The organism is Mesorhizobium sp. M1406 (assembly GCF_040317555.1).
Taxonomy (GTDB): Bacteria; Pseudomonadota; Alphaproteobacteria; order Rhizobiales; family Rhizobiaceae; genus Mesorhizobium.
In genome coordinates, this window is record NZ_JAMYKW010000086.1 from 1 (window position 1) to 16376 (window position 16376).

At 63.4% G+C, this 16376-nt stretch carries 16 protein-coding genes; 6 read left to right on the top strand and 10 right to left on the bottom strand.

Annotated elements, in window-relative coordinates; genetic code table 11:
* Positions 1–182 precede the first annotated feature (182 nt).
* From NKH03_RS31775 to NKH03_RS31790, 4 genes are read left to right on the top strand one after another with little or no spacing between them, the layout of a single operon-like run.
* On the top strand, positions 183–1049 hold the full coding sequence (locus tag NKH03_RS31775; RefSeq protein ID WP_352972822.1) for a carbohydrate ABC transporter permease: 867 nt from the start codon (positions 183–185) through the stop codon (positions 1047–1049).
* A gap of 11 nt (positions 1050–1060) precedes the next feature.
* Positions 1061–1873 (top strand): carbohydrate ABC transporter permease, encoded by an 813-nt coding sequence (locus NKH03_RS31780; RefSeq protein ID WP_352972823.1) that lies wholly within the window; start codon positions 1061–1063, stop codon positions 1871–1873.
* A 14-nt stretch (positions 1874–1887) separates the two neighbouring features.
* The gene (locus NKH03_RS31785) at positions 1888–2934 is read left to right on the top strand and encodes an NAD(P)-dependent alcohol dehydrogenase (protein WP_352972824.1); all 1047 of its coding nucleotides are present in this window, start codon (positions 1888–1890) and stop codon (positions 2932–2934) included.
* A 7-nt stretch (positions 2935–2941) separates the two neighbouring features.
* Positions 2942–4027 (top strand): ABC transporter ATP-binding protein, encoded by a 1086-nt coding sequence (locus NKH03_RS31790; RefSeq protein WP_352972825.1) that lies wholly within the window; start codon positions 2942–2944, stop codon positions 4025–4027.
* 11 nt (positions 4028–4038) lie between these two features.
* Here NKH03_RS31790 and NKH03_RS31795 read toward each other — a convergent pair whose 3' ends face one another.
* The 9 genes from NKH03_RS31795 to gcvA all read right to left on the bottom strand — a co-directional run bounded on the left by NKH03_RS31795 (position 4039) and on the right by gcvA (position 14045).
* A complete protein-coding gene (locus NKH03_RS31795; RefSeq protein ID WP_352972826.1) occupies positions 4039–5625 on the bottom strand; it encodes an FGGY-family carbohydrate kinase in 1587 nt (528 codons plus the stop codon).
* Positions 5622–6305 (bottom strand): HAD family hydrolase, encoded by a 684-nt coding sequence (locus NKH03_RS31800; protein ID WP_352972827.1) that lies wholly within the window; start codon positions 6303–6305, stop codon positions 5622–5624. Before NKH03_RS31800 ends, NKH03_RS31795 begins: the two co-directional genes overlap by 4 nt.
* A 14-nt stretch (positions 6306–6319) precedes the next feature.
* Positions 6320–7798 carry a mannitol dehydrogenase family protein gene (locus tag NKH03_RS31805; RefSeq protein ID WP_352878098.1) on the bottom strand — a complete coding sequence of 493 codons (1479 nt, stop codon included), beginning with the start codon at positions 7796–7798 and terminating at the stop codon, positions 6320–6322.
* A 157-nt stretch (positions 7799–7955) separates the two neighbouring features.
* Complete coding sequence (locus NKH03_RS31810) at positions 7956–8726, bottom strand: L-iditol 2-dehydrogenase (RefSeq protein ID WP_352878096.1); 771 nt, start codon at positions 8724–8726, stop codon at positions 7956–7958.
* Positions 8727–8728: 2 nt separating this feature from the next.
* Positions 8729–9727: an ABC transporter ATP-binding protein gene (locus NKH03_RS31815; protein WP_352878093.1), complete on the bottom strand. Its 999-nt coding sequence runs from the start codon at positions 9725–9727 to the stop codon at positions 8729–8731.
* Between the two features lie 50 nt (positions 9728–9777).
* On the bottom strand, positions 9778–10602 hold the full coding sequence (locus tag NKH03_RS31820) for a carbohydrate ABC transporter permease (protein ID WP_352870054.1): 825 nt from the start codon (positions 10600–10602) through the stop codon (positions 9778–9780).
* An 11-nt stretch (positions 10603–10613) separates the two neighbouring features.
* Complete coding sequence (locus NKH03_RS31825) at positions 10614–11486, bottom strand: carbohydrate ABC transporter permease (protein ID WP_013528414.1); 873 nt, start codon at positions 11484–11486, stop codon at positions 10614–10616.
* 117 nt (positions 11487–11603) lie between these two features.
* Positions 11604–12914: an ABC transporter substrate-binding protein gene (locus tag NKH03_RS31830; protein WP_352878090.1), complete on the bottom strand. Its 1311-nt coding sequence runs from the start codon at positions 12912–12914 to the stop codon at positions 11604–11606.
* A gap of 225 nt (positions 12915–13139) precedes the next feature.
* Positions 13140–14045, bottom strand: coding sequence for a transcriptional regulator GcvA (gcvA, locus tag NKH03_RS31835; protein WP_352870052.1), 906 nt, complete (start codon positions 14043–14045; stop codon positions 13140–13142).
* A gap of 110 nt (positions 14046–14155) precedes the next feature.
* Between gcvA and NKH03_RS31840 the strand changes: the two genes are divergently transcribed.
* On the top strand, positions 14156–14341 hold the full coding sequence (locus tag NKH03_RS31840) for a hypothetical protein (protein ID WP_352972830.1): 186 nt from the start codon (positions 14156–14158) through the stop codon (positions 14339–14341).
* A gap of 40 nt (positions 14342–14381) precedes the next feature.
* Here the strand turns inward: NKH03_RS31840 and NKH03_RS31845 are convergent, their stop codons facing one another.
* Entirely contained in the window at positions 14382–15341 is a 960-nt protein-coding gene (locus NKH03_RS31845) for a sugar-binding transcriptional regulator (protein WP_352972828.1), read from the bottom strand.
* Positions 15342–15596: 255 nt separating this feature from the next.
* On the opposite strand from NKH03_RS31845, the gene NKH03_RS31850 reads away from it, so the two are divergent.
* Complete coding sequence (locus NKH03_RS31850) at positions 15597–16229, top strand: HAD family hydrolase (RefSeq protein ID WP_352972829.1); 633 nt, start codon at positions 15597–15599, stop codon at positions 16227–16229.
* Positions 16230–16376: the final 147 nt, after the last annotated feature.

The window sequence follows — 16376 nt, forward strand, 5'->3', positions numbered from 1 at the left end:
CCACGCTGGGGGTAACAAAAACCCCCCCCCCCCCCCGGGGGCGGGGGGCCCGCGCAACCCCGCCTAGCGGCGCCCGGGGGGCCCGCCGGGTCCTCCCTTCTCACCACCGCCGTTTGAGCCGGACATCGCGCGAAAAGGCCCAGCCATGTTCAATCGCCCGAGACGCAGCTAGGGATAGACAGATGCCGCGACGCTCATCCTTGCCGGTCACCTTCGTCGTGCCGACGCTCGTCATTCTTCTGGTCCTGTCGATGGTGCCGACGCTCTACGCGATCGTCATCGCCCTGCAGGACCGCGAGCTCTCCTCGGCGGCCTATTCCTATGTCTGGTTCTCGAATTTCTATGACCTGTTTTTCGACCGCCGCTTTCTCAACGCCGTCTGGGTGTCGGTGAAGTGGGAGGTCGTCACCGTTGTCGCGACCATGGCCGTGGCGATCGGACTGGGTGTGCTGATGTTCGAGGTCGCGTCGCCGCGCCTGCGCAACATCTACTGCCTGCTGTTCATCATCCCGGTCCTGCTGCCGCGTGTCTCGGCCGCCTTCGTCTGGAAGTTCGCCTACCATCCGCTCTACGGCATCGCCACCTACCCGTACCGGCTGCTGACCGGCGGGCTGATCTTCGATCCGCTGTCCAAGCCGGCGACGGCATTGTTCGCCGTCGCCTCGGTTGATGTCTGGCAATGGGGCCTGTTCTTCGCCGTCATCGTGCTGAAGCTGCTGGAGACCTTGCCGCCGCAGCCGATCGAGGCGGCACGGCTCGATCACGCCAGGCGCTGGCAGATCCACGCCTATGTGACCTTGCCGATGCTGAAGGCGCCGCTGATCAGCCTGATGTTCGTCAAGATGATCGAGTCGCTGCGCTCCTTCGACCTGATCTATGTGATGACCCGCGGCGGACCGGGCGTGGCGACCGAAACGCTCGACATGTACGCCTTCTCGCAGGGCTTCATTGAGTCCGGCAAGGTGTCCTATGCCTCGGCGATGGCCGTGCTGATGATGATCGCCACCGTCATCACCTTCACCATGCTGTGGAAGCGGGTGCAGGCATGAGACCACATCGCATGAGACTGGGCCGCCTTATCGGTAAGGCCGTGCTGGCCTTCGCCGGCTTCATGGCCGTGTTTCCGCTGCTGTGGACGGGCCTCAATTCGCTTAAAAACAATGTCGATATCATCACCCGCGTTCCGCGCGTGGTGTTCACGCCGACGCTGGCCAACATCAGCTACATCATCGGCCGCGACAGCGTCATGACCGGCCTCTACAACTCGGTGATCGCCTGCGGCGTCGCGGTGCTGGTCGGCGTGGTGCTTGGCCTGCCTGCCGCCTATTCGGTGGCGCGCTATCCCAACCGCTGGGCCGGCGACATCCAGTTCTTCGTGCTGTCGCTGCGCTTCCTGCCGCCGGTTGCGGTGGCCATCCCGCTGATGGTGATCTGGCTGCAGCTCGGCCTCTACGACACGCTCGCCGCGCTGATCGTCACCTATTCGCTGCTCACCATCTCGGTGATCATGTGGCTGGCCATTCCTGCCTTCCAGAGCGTGCCGAAGGAGGTCGAGGAAGCCGCCTTCGTCGATGGCTACGGCGCCTATTCGGTGTTCTGGCGGATCGCGCTGCCGGTCGCGGCGCGCTCGCTGATCGGTGCGGTGGCGTTTAGCTTCGTGCTGGTCTGGAACGAGTTCCTGATCGCGCTGATGCTATCCAGCTCCAATGCCAAGACCTTGCCGATCGTCGCCTCGGAACTGTCCCAGCAAGGCATGAACGTGCCGTGGGGCATCCTCAACGCCTCGGTCGTGCTTTTGTCGCTGCCGCCGCTTTTGTTTCTCGGCGTGCTCAGCGGCTTCCTGAATTCCGCTTTCCGGCAAAAAAAGACTTGAAGCGAGGACGAGACATGCGGGCTTTGGTGCTTGAGAAGAAGGGCGAGCTGGCCCTGCGCGAGATTGCGTTGCCGCTCGACGTCGGGCCGGACGACGTCAGGATCGCCATCCACACGGTCGGTGTCTGCGGCAGCGACGTGCACTACTACACCCATGGCGCCATCGGCAGTTACGTCGTGCGCGCGCCGATGGTGCTTGGCCACGAAGCGTCCGGAACGATCGTCGAAATTGGCGCCAATGTCAGGACGCTGAAGGTCGGGGATCGCGTCTGCATGGAACCGGGCGTGCCGAACCTGTCATCGCGGGCAACGAAACTCGGCATCTACAATGTCGACCCCGACGTAAGCTTCTGGGCGACGCCGCCGGTGCATGGCATTCTTGCGCCGCAAGCCGTCCATCCGGCCGCGTTCACCTACCGGCTGCCGGACAACGTCTCCTTCGCCGAAGGCGCGATGGTCGAGCCCTTTGCGATCGGCATGCAGGCGGCTGCCCGCGCGCGCATCGTTCCGGGCGACGTGGCGGTTGTCGTCGGCTGTGGCCCGATCGGCATCATGATCGCGCTGGCAGCCCTTGCCGGCGGCTGTTCGAAGGTGCTGATTTCCGACTTCTCCGCCCCCAAGCTCGAAATCGCGGCGCGCTATCCGGGCATCGTCCCGGTCAATATTGGCGAGCAGTCGCTGGTCGATGCGGTGGCTGAGGCGACCGACCATTGGGGCGCCGATATCGTGTTCGAGGCCAGCGGCAGCCCGAAGGCGTTCGCCAATTTGTTCGAGGTCGTACGCCCTGGCGGCGCGGTGGTCCTCGTCGGGCTGCCGGTGGAACCGGTGGCGCTCAACGTGCCTGCGGCCATATCGAAGGAAGTGCGCATCGAGACGGTGTTCCGCTACGCCAACATCTTCGACCGTGCCTTGCAACTCATAGCCTCGGGGAAGGTCGACCTCAATCCGCTGATCACCGGCACGTATCCTTTCGACGACAGCATCGAGGCCTTCGAGCGCGCGGCCGCGGCGCATCCGGAAGACGTCAAGCTGCAGATCCTGATTTCGAGCGAGAAGGACTGACCGAGCCATGTCCGCGATTACCTGCTCCAATATCAAGAAATCCTATGGCGCCACGACCGTCATCCGCGACCTGAACCTCGCCATCGAGGAACACGAATTCGTCGTCTTCCTCGGCCCTTCCGGTTGCGGCAAGTCGACCTTGCTGCGCATGCTGGCGGGGCTGGAGGACATAAGCGGCGGCGAGGTCTCGATCGGCGGCAAGGTGGTCAATGACCTCGATCCGGGCGACCGCGGCATTGCCATGGTGTTCCAGAACTACGCGCTCTATCCGCACATGACGATCTTCGACAACATCGCCTTCGGCCTGAAGCGGCAGAAGGTGGCGAAGGCGGAAATCCAGCAGCGCGTCGAGGCGGTCTCGAAGACATTGGGGCTGGATCCCTATCTCGGCCGCAAGCCGGCCGAACTGTCCGGCGGCCAGCAGCAGCGCGTAGCGATTGCCCGCGCCATGATCAAGACGCCGAAGGTCTTCCTGTTCGACGAGCCGCTGTCCAATTTGGATGCCAAGCTGCGCAATCACATGCGCGTCGAGATCGCCCGGCTGCACCAGTCGCTGAAGACGACCACCGTCTACGTTACCCACGACCAGTTGGAGGCGATGACGCTCGCCGATCGCATCGTTCTTTTGCGCGACGGCCGGATCGAGCAGATCGGCTCACCGGGCGAAATTTACGAGCGGCCTGGCAATCTGTTCGTCGCCGGGTTCATCGGGACGCCGAACATGAATTTCATCGACGTAGCCGTGGGGCGCAAGGACAACAGCTGGACCCTGACGAGCGCCGGTGCGGTTTTTTCGATCGAAGGCTCGCGCTTCAATCTGCAAAGCGTTGAGCGTGCGGTGCTTGGTATCAGGCCTCCGGATCTGAAGACCGCCGGCGCTGATGCCGGCAATCTTCTCGAAGGCACGGCCGATCTCATCGAGTTTCATGGCAACGACGCGCTGGTGATCTTTGGCTCCGGCGGCAAGGAAATCAGCGCGCTGGTGCCGACCCGCGAATGCCCCGCCGTCAACAGCCATGTCCGCTATGCGGTCGACGAAACGAGCATTCACCTGTTCGATGCGAAGTCCGGCGTGTCCCTGCTGAGACAGTAGTCCGACTTTACCTACCGGATCGCGTCCAGCATCTGCCGCTGGCGGTGCATCTCGAGGAAAACCTTGTAATCGCGGTCGAAGCGCCCTGCTGATTTCGGGTTCGAGGCACGCGTCCTGCCGCCTTGCTGCATGGCCAAACAGGCCGCATTGAGGTCGGGGAACAGCCCGGCCGCGGTTGCCGCGACCATGCCGGTGCCGAGCAGCACCGCCTCGTCGGCCAGCGGCTCGATGACCGCGCAGCCGGTGGCGTCGGCATAGAGCTCCATCAACAGCGGGTTCTTGGTGTGGCCGCCGGTTACATGCAGCGTGTCGATCAGGTAGCCGTTCTCGTTCAGCGCCTCCAGCACGTGGCGAACGCCGAGCGCGATGCCGACGGCGGTGCGCCAGTAGAGCTTGCACAGGCTGTCGAAGGAGGAGTCCAGCGTCAGCCCGCTGACGACGCCGACGGCATGCGGATCGGCGAGCGGCGAACGGTTGCCGTGGAAGTCGGGCAGCACATGCAGCCTTGCGGCAAGGTTTTCACCCTCGGTGGCGCGCAGCTCGGCGACGCGCCTGGCGATCTTTGCATGCATGGCGGCATCCGGCTCGCCGCCGGCTCCGTGCCAGCGAATGATGTGGTCGAGCAGGGCGCCGGTTGCCGACTGGCCGCCTTCCGACAGCCACAGCTTCGGCAGGGCCGCGCCGTAATATGGGCCCCAGACGCCGGCGAAGGGCTGCGGATCGGGCGACATCGCCATGACGCAGCTCGACGTGCCGGCAATCAGCGCCAGGTGCCGGCCGATATTCTGTTCGTCGCCGGCAAAGCCGCCGAGCACGCCAAGCGCGCCGGCATAGGCATCTATGACGCCGGCGCCGACCCGGCATTTTTCGCTCAGGCCAAGCTCCGCCGCCGCCTGCGCCGTCAGCTGGCCGATATCGCTGCCGACCGGGCTGGCCCTCTCGGGCAAATTGCCATGTTCGAAAAGATCGTCGAGGCCGACGAGCTCGAAGAAATCACGGCGCCAACCCATCTCCTCATGCGCCAGATAGGTCCATTTGGCGGTCAGCGTGCATTGCGAGCGGGCCACCGAGCCTGTCGCTTGCCAGGTCAGGAAATCGGTGAGGTCGAATAGATAGCCGGCTTCATTCCAGGTCCTGGGCAGGTTCCGCTTCAGCCACATCAGCTTCGGCGTCTCCATTTCCGGTGACATGACGCCGCCGACATAGTCGAGCACGGCATGGCCGCTTGTCGTGCATTCGTCGGCCTCGGCAATGGCCCGGTGGTCAAGCCAGACGATGGTGTCCCACCGCCTGTCGCCGGTGGTCGAGACGCTCAGCTGGCCGCCATGCCGATCCCGCACCACCAGCGAACAGGTGGCGTCGAAGGAAATGCCGACGACATCCTCGGCGGCGACGCCGGCCTTTTCGCGGGCGGCGCGCACGGTGGCGCAGACCGCCGACCAGATATCGCGCGAATCATGCTCGGCGTGATCGGGCTTCGGCTGGTTCATGACGATCGGCCGTTCGGCGCGGCCGAGCAAGGTGCCACTGGTGTCGAGAATGCCCGCGCGAGCGCTCCCGGTGCCGACATCGACCGCGCAAACGAACTGTTTCGTCAAGATGCTCTAACTCTCGCTCCCAGGCCTGCAATCAGATCGGGCAATTGCAGCATGTCAGCGAATATAAAGTCCGGTTCACTCGACGCAAGCCGCGCTTTCAATGTCGGGTTGCCGGCATGCGAGCCGCCGGTGAAGGCAAACACGCGCATACCCGCCGCCCGCGCGGCGGTGATGCCGGCCGGGCTGTCCTCGACGACGAGGCATTTACGAGGTTGCGCCCGCATGCTGGCGGCGGCATGCAGGAACAGGTCAGGCGCCGGTTTTCCCTTGGCCACCATGGCGGCGCTGAACAGATGCGGCTCCATCAGCTCAAGCAATCCGGTGACGTCGAGCGCGTAACGGATGCGGTCGAGCGTACCCGAGGACGCGACACAGAACGGCAGCCCAAGCTTGGGCAGCATCTCCTTGACGCCGGCGATCGGCTTCAGCTCCTCGCGGAATTTGCGCATCAATTCGACGCGCATCTCGGTCAGGTGGCTGTCGGTGACGTCAAGTCCGAAGTCGCGGCCGAGGATCTCGCGCACGCTCTTCATGCTCTTGCCGAGGAAATGCTCGTAGGCGGCATCCTCACTGACGTTGCCGCCGGCCAGCTTGATCACGCCGAGCAGCGCCGAGACGGAGAGTGCCTCGCTGTCGACCAGCACGCCATCGCAGTCGAAGATGACCAGGTCAGGCGTCATGACGTCGAATAGTCTCAGAGCTCGCCGGCGAGGTAGCGTGTCAGCGTCGCGCGCGCCCCATTCGACCACAGCACGTTGAGCGCATGGGCGAAGGTCTCGACGAACGCCGTCGCGCGGCCGACATCGCCATAGATGTCCTCCATGGCAAGCCAGGCGGCAGGCGCGTCCTTTGCCGCTTTTGCCGTCGTCCGCAACCGGTCCCAACTCGGGTCGTTGGGCTCGATGACGGCGCCGCTGTCCGTCGTGCCGAAGCAGTAACGGCACCAGAGCGCCGATTCCAGCGCCAGGCCGGCAACGCTTTTCCCAGCCTTCAGGCGATCGGCGATTGTCGGGATGATGAATTTCGGCTGGCGATTGGAGCCGTCGAGGCAGAGCCGGCGCACCGTGTCGCCGATCTTGGGATTGGAGAAGCGGCTCTCGATGAGCTGGTAATATTCTTCCAGAACCGTGTCCGGCACCGGCGGCACGGTCGGGATGATTTCGTTCCGTTCGAGCTTGGCCAGAAAACCGCTCACCAGCGGCTCCTGCATCGCCTCGTGGACGAAATGGATGTCCATCAGGCCGGCCGGATAGGCGATGGTGGCGTGACCGCCATTGAGGATGCGGATCTTCATCAGCTCGTAAGGGGCAACATCCCTCACGAACTGCACGCCGACCTTTTCCAGCGGCGGACGGCCATCGGTGAAATGGTCTTCCAGCACCCATTGCCGGAACGGCTCGCAGAATACCGGCCAGTTGTCCTCGAGGCCAAAATCCTTGGCCAGGATGCCGCGTTCGCGGTCCGTGGTGGCCGGCGTGATGCGATCGACCATGCCGTTCGGAAAGGCTACCTTTTCGCCGACCCAGTTCGCCAGATCCTCGTCGATCAGACGGGCCAGGCCAATGACGCCGTCGGAGGTGACATGGCCATTGTGGGGAATGTTGTCGCAAGACATCACCGTGAACGGCACCGTCCCCTCGTCGCGGCGGCGCACCAGCCCGGCAAGGATGATACCGAACACCGTCTTCGGCGTGGCGCCTGGCTGGGCGTCGGCAACGATGTCGGGATGGGTCGGATTGAACACGCCCGAGGCCGGGTCGATGAAATAACCGCCTTCGGTGATGGTCAGCGAAACGATCTTGATCGCCGGGTCGGCAAGCCGTTCGATGATGCCGGCCGCATCGCCCGGCATCAGGAAGTCGATCATGGCGCCGGTCACGCGGGCGCTCATATGGCCAGAGTCCTGCTCGACCACCGTGGTCAGCCAATCCTGCTCTTCCAGCTTGGAGCGGCCGATCTTCTCGCCCTCGAACACTCCGGCGCCGACCAGCGCCCAGTCATGGCCGATGCCCGAATTGAACAAATCGTCGAGATAGACGGCCTGGTGCGAGCGATGGAAATTGCCGACGCCGAAATGCACGATGCCGGCCTTGAGCGTCGAGCGGTCATAGTTCGGACCGGCGACCTTGGCGGGCAGCTTGGAGAGGTTTGAGGACGAGAGTTTTACGGTCATCTGTTTTACCCTTTGGCCGGGCTGCGGCCTTCGTTACTCCCTCTCCCCGTTTCTCACGTGGAGAGGATAAGGGGCGGCACGTATTCCACGTCGATGCGCCCTCCGATGTCGGCCTCTGCTCCCCGCGGAGGTACGAGGAGCAGAGGCCGTCCCCGCCTCAACTCATCCACTGGCCGCCATCGACATTGTAGGTCTGGGCGACGATGTATTCGGCGTCGGCGCTGGCGAGAAAGACCGCCATGCCGGTGAGGTCCTGCGCCGTGCCCATGCGGCCATACGGCACCGCCTCGCCGACCAGTTTCTTCTTCTCGCCCTTCGGCCGGTTTTCATACTTGGCGAACAGCGCATCGACGTGGTCCCAGTGCTCGCCATCGACGACGCCAGGGGCAATCGCGTTGACGTTGATGCGGTGCTTGATCAGGTCGAGCCCCGCCGACTGGGTCAGCGAGATGACGGCGGCCTTGGTGGCGCAATAGACACCGACCAGCGCCTCGCCGCGTCGACCGGCCTGGCTCGCCATGTTGATGATCCTGCCGCCCCTGCCAGCGGCGATCATCGAGCGGGCGGCCGCCTGCAACATGAACAGCGTGCCGGCGACGTTGACCGAAAACAATCTGTCGTAGCTGGCCTTGGTGATCTCGACGATCGGTGCCAGATCGAACAGGGCGGCGTTGTTGATTAGGATATCGAGCCCGCCGGTCTTCGCCTCGACGGCTTTCACCGCCGCTTCGATCGAGACGAGGTCGGTGACGTCGAGCTCTAGCGCATAGGCCTTGCCGCCGATCTCGGCGGCCGTCTTCCGCGCAGCCTCGAGATTGATGTCAGCAATGGCGACGGTGGCGCCTTCGCCGACATAGGCTTCGGCGAAGGCTCTGCCGATGCCGCGTGCCGAGCCCGTGATCAACGCGGATTTGCCGGCAAGTCGCATGCTTAGATTGCCTTCCCGTCGGCGCCGAAGCGATGCAGCTTGGTCTTGTCGGGCGTCAGGTAGATGGTGTCGCCGTGATGCACGGCCAATTCGCCGTCGGCACGCACCGTCAGCGGCCCGACGCCATCAGCCTGGACGTGCAAGAACGTGTCGGAACCGAGATGTTCGGCAACGCCGACGGTGGCTTTCCAGTCGCCCGCCGTGGTCGAGATTTCCAGATGCTCGGGGCGGATGCCGATGGTCTTGGCGCTGTATTTGGCAGCCGGCGCGCCTTCGATCAGGTTCATCTTCGGCGAGCCGATGAAGCCGGCTACGAACAGGTTCTTCGGCGTCTTGTAGAGCTCCATCGGCGAGCCGACCTGCTCGATGTTGCCGGCGTTCAGCACGACGATCTTGTCGGCCATGGTCATGGCTTCGACCTGGTCGTGGGTGACATAGATCATGGTCGTCTTGAGCTGATGGTGCAGCTCGCTGATCTCCAGCCGCATCGTGCCGCGAAGTGCTGCATCGAGGTTGGACAGGGGTTCATCGAACAGGAACGCGGTCGGCTGACGCACGATGGCCCGGCCGATGGCGACGCGCTGGCGCTGGCCGCCGGAAAGCTGGCCGGGCCGGCGTTCGAGGTAGTTGGTCAGGTTGAGCACGCGCGCCGCGTCTCCCACCTTCTTTTCGATGGTCGCCTTGTCTTCGCCGGCCATCTTCAGCGGGAAGCCGATGTTCTTGGCCACCGTCATGTGCGGATAGAGTGCGTAGGACTGGAACACCATGGCCAGCTTGCGCTTGGCCGGTGCCTCGCCGGTGACGTCGCGGCCGTCGATGTTGATGGAGCCACCGCTGGTGTCTTCCAGGCCGGCGATCAGCCGCAGCAGCGTTGACTTGCCGCAACCGGACGGGCCGACGAAGACGACGAACTCGCCATTTTCGATCACCAGGTCGAGGCCGGGGATGATGGACGTCGCTCCGAAGGATTTGGAGACGTTCTTGAGCGTGATGTTTCCCATGGTTTCCTCCCCGAGGGGTTATTGTCCGGCGTCTGTTGCTTGCGGCGGTCTTACTTCACGGCGCCAAAGGTCAGGCCGCGCACCAGCTGCTTCTGGCTGAACCAACCCATGATCAGGATCGGCGCGATGGCCAGTGTCGAGGCCGCCGAAAGTTTGGCCCAGAACAGGCCTTGCGGGCTTGAGAACGAGCTGATGAAGGCGGTCAAGGGTGCTGCTTCCGTGGTCGTCAGCCGGATCGTCCAGAACGCCTCGTTCCAGGCCAGGATGATATTGAGCAGCATGGTCGAGGCGATGCCAGGCACAGCCATCGGTGTGAGTACATAAATGATCTCGTTCCACAGCGATGCGCCGTCCATGCGCGCCGCTTCCAGGATCTCGCCCGGGATTTCGCGGAAGTAGGTGTAGAGCATCCACACCACGATCGGCAGGTTGATCAGCATCAGCATGACCATCAGGCCGATGCGGCTGTCGAGCAGTCCCGTGTCGCGGAAGATCAGGTAGATCGGAAACAGCACGGCAACCGCGGGCATCATCTTCGTGGACAGCATCCACATCAGGATGTCCTTGGTTCGCTTGGTCGGCGAGAAGGCCATCGACCACGCGGCCGGTATGGCGACCAGCAGGGCCAGGATGGTCGAGCCGACCGAGAGCAGCACCGAGTTGAAGAAGAACTTGAAGTAGCCGTTCTGCGCCTGAACCTCGGAATAACTCTCGAACGTCCCCGATGGGATGATGCTGAAACCCTGGATGGCTTCCTGCTCCGACTTGAACGAGGTGATGATCGTATAGAGGATCGGGAAGAAGATCAGCAGCGCGACGATCCAGGCGGCAACTGTCGCGATCGTCTTATGCCGGGTGGTGACTGAGCGTGCCATCGTATCCTCCCTTACTTGTCCAGGTTCTTGCCGACGGCGCGCATGGCGAAGAAGGCAACGATGTTGGCGAGAATGACGGCGATCACACCGCCGGCGGAGGCCTGGCCGATTTTGAACTCCAGCAACGCCTTCTGGTAGACGAGGAAGGGCAGGTTGGTGGAGGCGTATCCCGGGCCGCCATTGGTGGTGACGAGGATCTCGGCATAGACGGAGAGGAGGAAGATCGTCTGGATCAGAATGACGACGGTGATGGCGCGCGACATGTGCGGCAGCGTCAGATAGATGAAGCGGCTGATGAAGCCGGCGCCGTCCATTTCGGCGGCTTCCTTCTGCTCACCGTCGAGCGACTGCAGCGCGGTCAAGAGAATGAGCGTCGCGAAGGGCAGCCATTGCCAGGCGACGATGATGATGATGGCCAGCATCGGATGCTGCCCGAACCAGTCGATCGGCTGCGCCCCGAAGAAGCGCGCTATGTCGGCGAACACCCCGTATTGCGGGTGCATGATCATGTTCTTCCAGACCAATGCGGCCACCGGCGGCATGACGAAGAACGGTGAGATGACGAGGATGCGCACGATCCCCTGGCCCCACATCGGCTGGTCGATCAGAAGCGCCAGCAGGATGCCGCCGATCACAGTAATCAGAAGCACGCTGACCACCAGGGTGAGCGTGTTGAGGATCGATTGCAGGAAGGCCGGGTTGGAGTAGAACAGCGCGTAGTTCGAGAAGCCGACGAAGCCGTCGCGGATCGGATTGAGCGGATTGTACTGCTGGAAGGAGAACCAGATGGTGATGACCAACGGCACGATCATCCAGACGAACAGCAGCACCACGGATGGCGCCATCATGAAACGGGCAAGCGAACGGGTCTGCTGAGTAGCCATGACGATCACCCTTCACTGGTCAGGCTGAATTTTCAAAAGGCGTTAAAGGCGGCCGCCCGAACTGGGAACTCGGGCGGCCGTTGCCGGTCAAGAAGGCGACCGGCACCGGGAGGAGCCTTACTTGATGTATCCGCCTTCGGTCATTGTCGCGGTGGCAGCGTCCTGGGCCTGCTTCAGGGCATCGTCGACGCTCGACTGGCCGGCAAGAGCCGCCGAGAAGAGCTGACCGACGGTGGTGCCAAGGCCCTGGAACTCCGGGATGGCGACGAACTGGACGCCGACATAGGGCACCGGCTTGACGGTGGGATGCGTCGGATCGGCCGCGTTTATGGAGTCGAGCGTCATCTTGGCGAACGGAGCCGCCTTCTGGTACTCGGCATTGGCATAGAGCGAGGAGCGCGTGCCCGGAGGAACGTTGGCCCAGCCCTCCTTCGAAGCGACCAGTTCGGCATAGTGCTTGCTGGTCGCCCAGGAGACGAACTTCTGGGCGGCATCAGCTTTCTGCGTGCCGGCTGGGATGGCCAGCGACCAGGCCCACAGCCAGTTGCCGCGCTTGCCCAGACCATTGTCGGGCGCCAGCGCATAGCCGACCTTGTCGGCGACCTGGGATGCCTTCGGGTCGGAGACGAAAGATGCGGCGACGGTGGCGTCGATCCACATGCCGCATTTGCCCTGCTGGAACAGCGCCAGGTTCTCGTTGAAGCCGTTGGAGGACGCGCCCTCGGGGCCGTCGGCCTTCATCAGGTCGACATAGAACTGCAGCGTGTTCTTCCATTCCGGCTGGTCGAACTGGGGCTTCCAGTTCTCGTCGAACCAGCGTGCGCCGAAGGAGTTCGACATTGCTGTCAGGAACGCCATGTTCTCGCCCCAGCCGGCCTTGCCGCGCAGGCACACGCCGTTCACGCCATTGGCGCGGTCGGTCATCTTGTCGGCGGCCTGCTTGATGAAGTCCCAGGTCGGCGCATCGGGCATCTTCAGCCCAGCCTTGTCCATCAGGTCCTTGCGGTACATGACGAAGGAGCTTTCGCCGTAGAAGGGCGCGGCGTAGAGCTTGCCGTCGACCGAAAGGCCGCCGGCGATGGCCGGGATGATGTCCTTGACGTCATAGTCGTCGCCGAGCTTGTCGAGCGGCAACAGCCAGTTCTGCTTGGCCCAGATCGGAACTTCATAGGTGCCGATGGTCATCACGTCATATTGTCCACCCTTGGTGGCGATGTCGGTGGTGACGCGCTCGCGCAGCACGTTCTCTTCAAGCGTAACCCAGTTGAGCTGGATGTCGGGGTTCGCCTTGGTGAAGTCATCGGTCAGCTTTTGCATGCGGACCATATCGCCATTGTTGACGGTGGCGATGGTGATGGATTCGGCGTGCGCGGCGAACGCGAGCGCGCTGGCCGACAACAAGCCCAGGGTGAGCGTGCGAAGTTTCATCAAATTCCTCCCTTGAACCAAGATGAGCATTTGCCTTGGCTTTGGGCAATTACTCACTTGGCGTTAAATATGTCAAGCCGGATTCGATGCTGCAGCGCAGCACTCGGCGCGGCTGATGGATGCGGGGCGGGGGGAAACTGCGAAGACAAACCGCACCCCGCCGGACCTCAGACGACCGGACAGAACGGCGTGCGGTATTGAATGCGGTTGCTGGAGGCCTGCCTGTCAGCAGGCGATCTCGGCCAGCAGCCAGTCGCGGAAGGCACGGATCTTCGGCACGTTGCGGCGTGCCTCCGGATAGACCAGCCAATAGGCATGACCGTCGTCGCCGACCAGGTCGAAGGGCTGGATCAGGCGGCCGTCCGCCAATTCCGCCTTGAACAGCGCCCTGGTCAGGATCGCCACGCCATGGCCGGCGATTGCCGCATTGGCCTCATAGGCCTGCGCACCCATGCTGCTGCCGGGTCGTCGGGCAAGATCGTGCGAGTGCACGCCGGCGGCCGAAAACCACTCGTCCCACCAGATGTCGCCAGGGTCGAGGATCGGCAGCCGCAAGAGATCGGCCGGTTCCTTGACGCCGCCGATGCTTGCCGCGAGCTTGGGGCTCAGCATCGGCGTGAAATCGGCATCGAACAGCTTGTGCACTTCGAGGCCCGGCCATTTGCCGGCGCCCGAGCGGATCGCGATGTCGGCTTCCTCGCGGGTAAAGTCCGTCAGGCGGCTCGACGTCTCAAGCCGGACGGCAAGCGCCGGATGGGCGATCTGGAACGACCCCAGCCGGTGCGCCAGCCAGTTCGAGGCGAAGGTCAGCACGGTGGTGACGCACAGCAACCCGTCGGCCCCGCCGCGCACCGCAGCATAGGCCTGGCCAAGAATGGCGAAGGCCTCGCCGACGGCGGGCGCCAGACGCTGCCCGGCCTCGGTCAATACGATCTGGCGCGGCCGGCGCAGGAACAGCGGCGCGCCGATGCGTTCCTCCAGCACCTTGATCTGATAGCTGACCGCCGCCTGCGTCATGGCGAGTTCACCGGCGGCCTTGGTGAAGGAAAGATGGCGCGCCACCGCGTCGAATACCCTGATCGCCTGCAGCGGCGGGAGTTGCGAAACCTGTCGCGAGCCGAGGTCCGGCATAAGGCCTCCTTATGGGTCATGATCGACGTTCGATTGGCAAAGGCGGCCGGCAAGACCGACATTCATCGCCAACCCGTCATTCGGGTTCAGGATAGCGAAGGTTGACGATCATGACCATGGCGCAGCAAAAATGCACTCCCGCTCCGGATCACCGCTGGATTTCGTGGCTCGCGGACGGATTTGGCTGGTTCGCGATAAAAAAGAAGGCACATCTCGACATCAGGGACCTGTCGCCGCATCTGCGGCGCGACCTCGGTTTCCTCGATGGCAACGACCCTTTCGGGCGGCACCGGTAGCGTGCCTGTTTTATCGCAACTCAGGCGACGCTGCCTCCAGTCAGATGCTGGACAGCAGCGCGGCAGCGGTCCGTTCATCGGTGATGAGGCCGTTGATCAGCCGTCGGTTGGCGGCTGCCAGGATGCCCGGCAGCTTTCGTTCGCCCATGGCCAATGCGATGACCAGCGATTTTTCGCGCGACGGCAGTGAAGCCGATGATACACGGTCGTTGGTGATGCCCTCGATCATGCGGCCTTCTCGATCGAACACCCAGCCGACGATCTCGGCGATACCGCCGGCCTTCTGCAGCGCCTTCAACTCGCTTTCCGAGATGAAGCCGTCCACGTAGAGCGGCGCCTTGGGACCGAGGTCGCCAATGCCGATGAAGGTGACGTCGGCTTCGGCCGCCAGCGCCAGCGTCGGCTGGATCATCGGCTGGTTGAGCAGCATCTCGCGCTCCTCCAGCGAAGAGGCGATGACCGGCAGCGGCATCGGGAAGGATCGCGCCTTCACCCTGTCGGCCATGGTGAAGATGACGTTGTAGAAAGCGGCCGAGCCGTCAGGCGAGATGTTGCCCGTCAGCGACACCACCTTGTGCTGCGGGCATTCCATCGGCGGCAACTGCTCGATCGCCGCCTTCAGCGTGCGGCCGGTGCCGATCGCCATGACGATCGGCGTCGGAGACCGCAGCCGCCGCTCGATCTCGGCGGCAGCCGCCTCGGCGATGCCGATCGTGGTGGAGGATGAATTGGGATCGCTCGGCACCACTTCGACCAGATCGAGCGCGAAGCGGGATCTCAGCCGTGACGCGAGATCGAGGCAGTTGGCGATCGGATGGTCGACGCGTACCTTGATCAATCCCCCCGACACGGCCAGCGATACCAGCCGCTGCGCCGTCTGCCGCGAAATGCCGAGCGTGGCGGCGATCTGGTCCTGCGTGTTGCCGGCAACATAATAAAGCCAGCCGGCGCGCGCCGCGTCATCCAGCCTGTTGCTGCCACTATCCTGCCGGGTATTCACGTCCTGCCTCCCACGACCGCCGGTTTCAGAGCGGTCCACGCCTACTTTCGCAGGGAACGGCCTGCTGCGCAATTGTCAATCTCTAGGGCATTTGCTTGCCAATTGTCGGCGCAAACAGGCAGAATTTCCGCTTCCGGCAATGCCTGCATCAGGCAAAGAAGCGCATTTGCCGTCCCGACGGGCGGCACGTTCTTCGGTCCCGAAGGTTTATCTCCCTGCGCAAACGCTTTAATGGATCGCAAAAAGGAGCGCTGCATGACACCGAAAGCGGTTTTCTGGGATATGGACGGCACGCTGGTCGACAGCGAACCGCTGCACGAAGCAGCCCTTGTGGCCGCGATGCGCAATGTCGGCCTCGTGCCGCCTGATAATCTGCATGAGCGCGTGCTCGGCGTCGCGGCCTGGCCGGTCTACGAGATGATGCGCGACGAGTTCGGCCTGGACCTGCCCTTCGACGACTGGATCGTGCGCAAATACGACCACTATCTGCCGCTGGTCGAAGGCTTGAAGCCGCGCCCCGGCGCGATTGAGATCTTCACCGAATTGCGCGAAAGGGGCGTGGCGCAGGCCGTGGTGTCGAATTCGGACCGGATGATCGTCGACGCCAATCTGAGCATGGTCGGCCTTATGTACCCCGGCATGAAGACGGTCAGCCGCAACGATGTGCGCGAAGGCAAGCCGCATGCCGAACCGTTCCTGCGCGCCGCGTATCTGGCCGATGTCGACCCCGCGCACGCCGTCGCTATCGACGACAGCTGGCCGGGCGCCATGGCGGGGCTGGCGGCGGGCATGAAGACGATCTTCTGGCCGGAAAGGCCGATGGAAGGACCGCCCGGCGCCGTCGTCATCAACAGCGCCGAGGAATTGCGCGCCCAGTTGGGACTCTGAGCGCGCCCGCAGGCGCAGGCGCCGCCCCTCACGATCACAGCGTCTTTCTCCCCGTCACTATACTATGGCATTCACACATCTCTTTCCGCTCATGGACGGTAGGTCAAAAATGCCAGCATTTTCAACGCCTGCATCCTAGCGCCGCCA

Excerpts from the sequence above, each read along its gene's own strand:
- NKH03_RS31800 (WP_352972827.1), bottom strand. The coding sequence starts at position 6,305 with ATGACGCCTGACCTGGTCATCTTCGACTGCGATGGCGTGCTGGTCGAC.
- NKH03_RS31850 (WP_352972829.1), top strand. The coding sequence starts at position 15,597 with ATGACACCGAAAGCGGTTTTCTGGGATATGGACGGCACGCTGGTCGAC.
- NKH03_RS31840 (WP_352972830.1), top strand. The coding sequence starts at position 14,156 with ATGACCATGGCGCAGCAAAAATGCACTCCCGCTCCGGATCACCGCTGG.
- NKH03_RS31805 (WP_352878098.1), bottom strand. The coding sequence starts at position 7,798 with ATGACCGTAAAACTCTCGTCCTCAAACCTCTCCAAGCTGCCCGCCAAG.
- NKH03_RS31825 (WP_013528414.1), bottom strand. The coding sequence starts at position 11,486 with ATGGCTACTCAGCAGACCCGTTCGCTTGCCCGTTTCATGATGGCGCCA.
- NKH03_RS31780 (WP_352972823.1), top strand. The coding sequence starts at position 1,061 with ATGAGACTGGGCCGCCTTATCGGTAAGGCCGTGCTGGCCTTCGCCGGC.
- NKH03_RS31785 (WP_352972824.1), top strand. The coding sequence starts at position 1,888 with ATGCGGGCTTTGGTGCTTGAGAAGAAGGGCGAGCTGGCCCTGCGCGAG.
- NKH03_RS31815 (WP_352878093.1), bottom strand. The coding sequence starts at position 9,727 with ATGGGAAACATCACGCTCAAGAACGTCTCCAAATCCTTCGGAGCGACG.
- NKH03_RS31790 (WP_352972825.1), top strand. The coding sequence starts at position 2,942 with ATGTCCGCGATTACCTGCTCCAATATCAAGAAATCCTATGGCGCCACG.
- gcvA (WP_352870052.1), bottom strand. The coding sequence starts at position 14,045 with ATGCCGGACCTCGGCTCGCGACAGGTTTCGCAACTCCCGCCGCTGCAG.
- NKH03_RS31810 (WP_352878096.1), bottom strand. The coding sequence starts at position 8,726 with ATGCGACTTGCCGGCAAATCCGCGTTGATCACGGGCTCGGCACGCGGC.
- NKH03_RS31775 (WP_352972822.1), top strand. The coding sequence starts at position 183 with ATGCCGCGACGCTCATCCTTGCCGGTCACCTTCGTCGTGCCGACGCTC.
- NKH03_RS31820 (WP_352870054.1), bottom strand. The coding sequence starts at position 10,602 with ATGGCACGCTCAGTCACCACCCGGCATAAGACGATCGCGACAGTTGCC.
- NKH03_RS31830 (WP_352878090.1), bottom strand. The coding sequence starts at position 12,914 with ATGAAACTTCGCACGCTCACCCTGGGCTTGTTGTCGGCCAGCGCGCTC.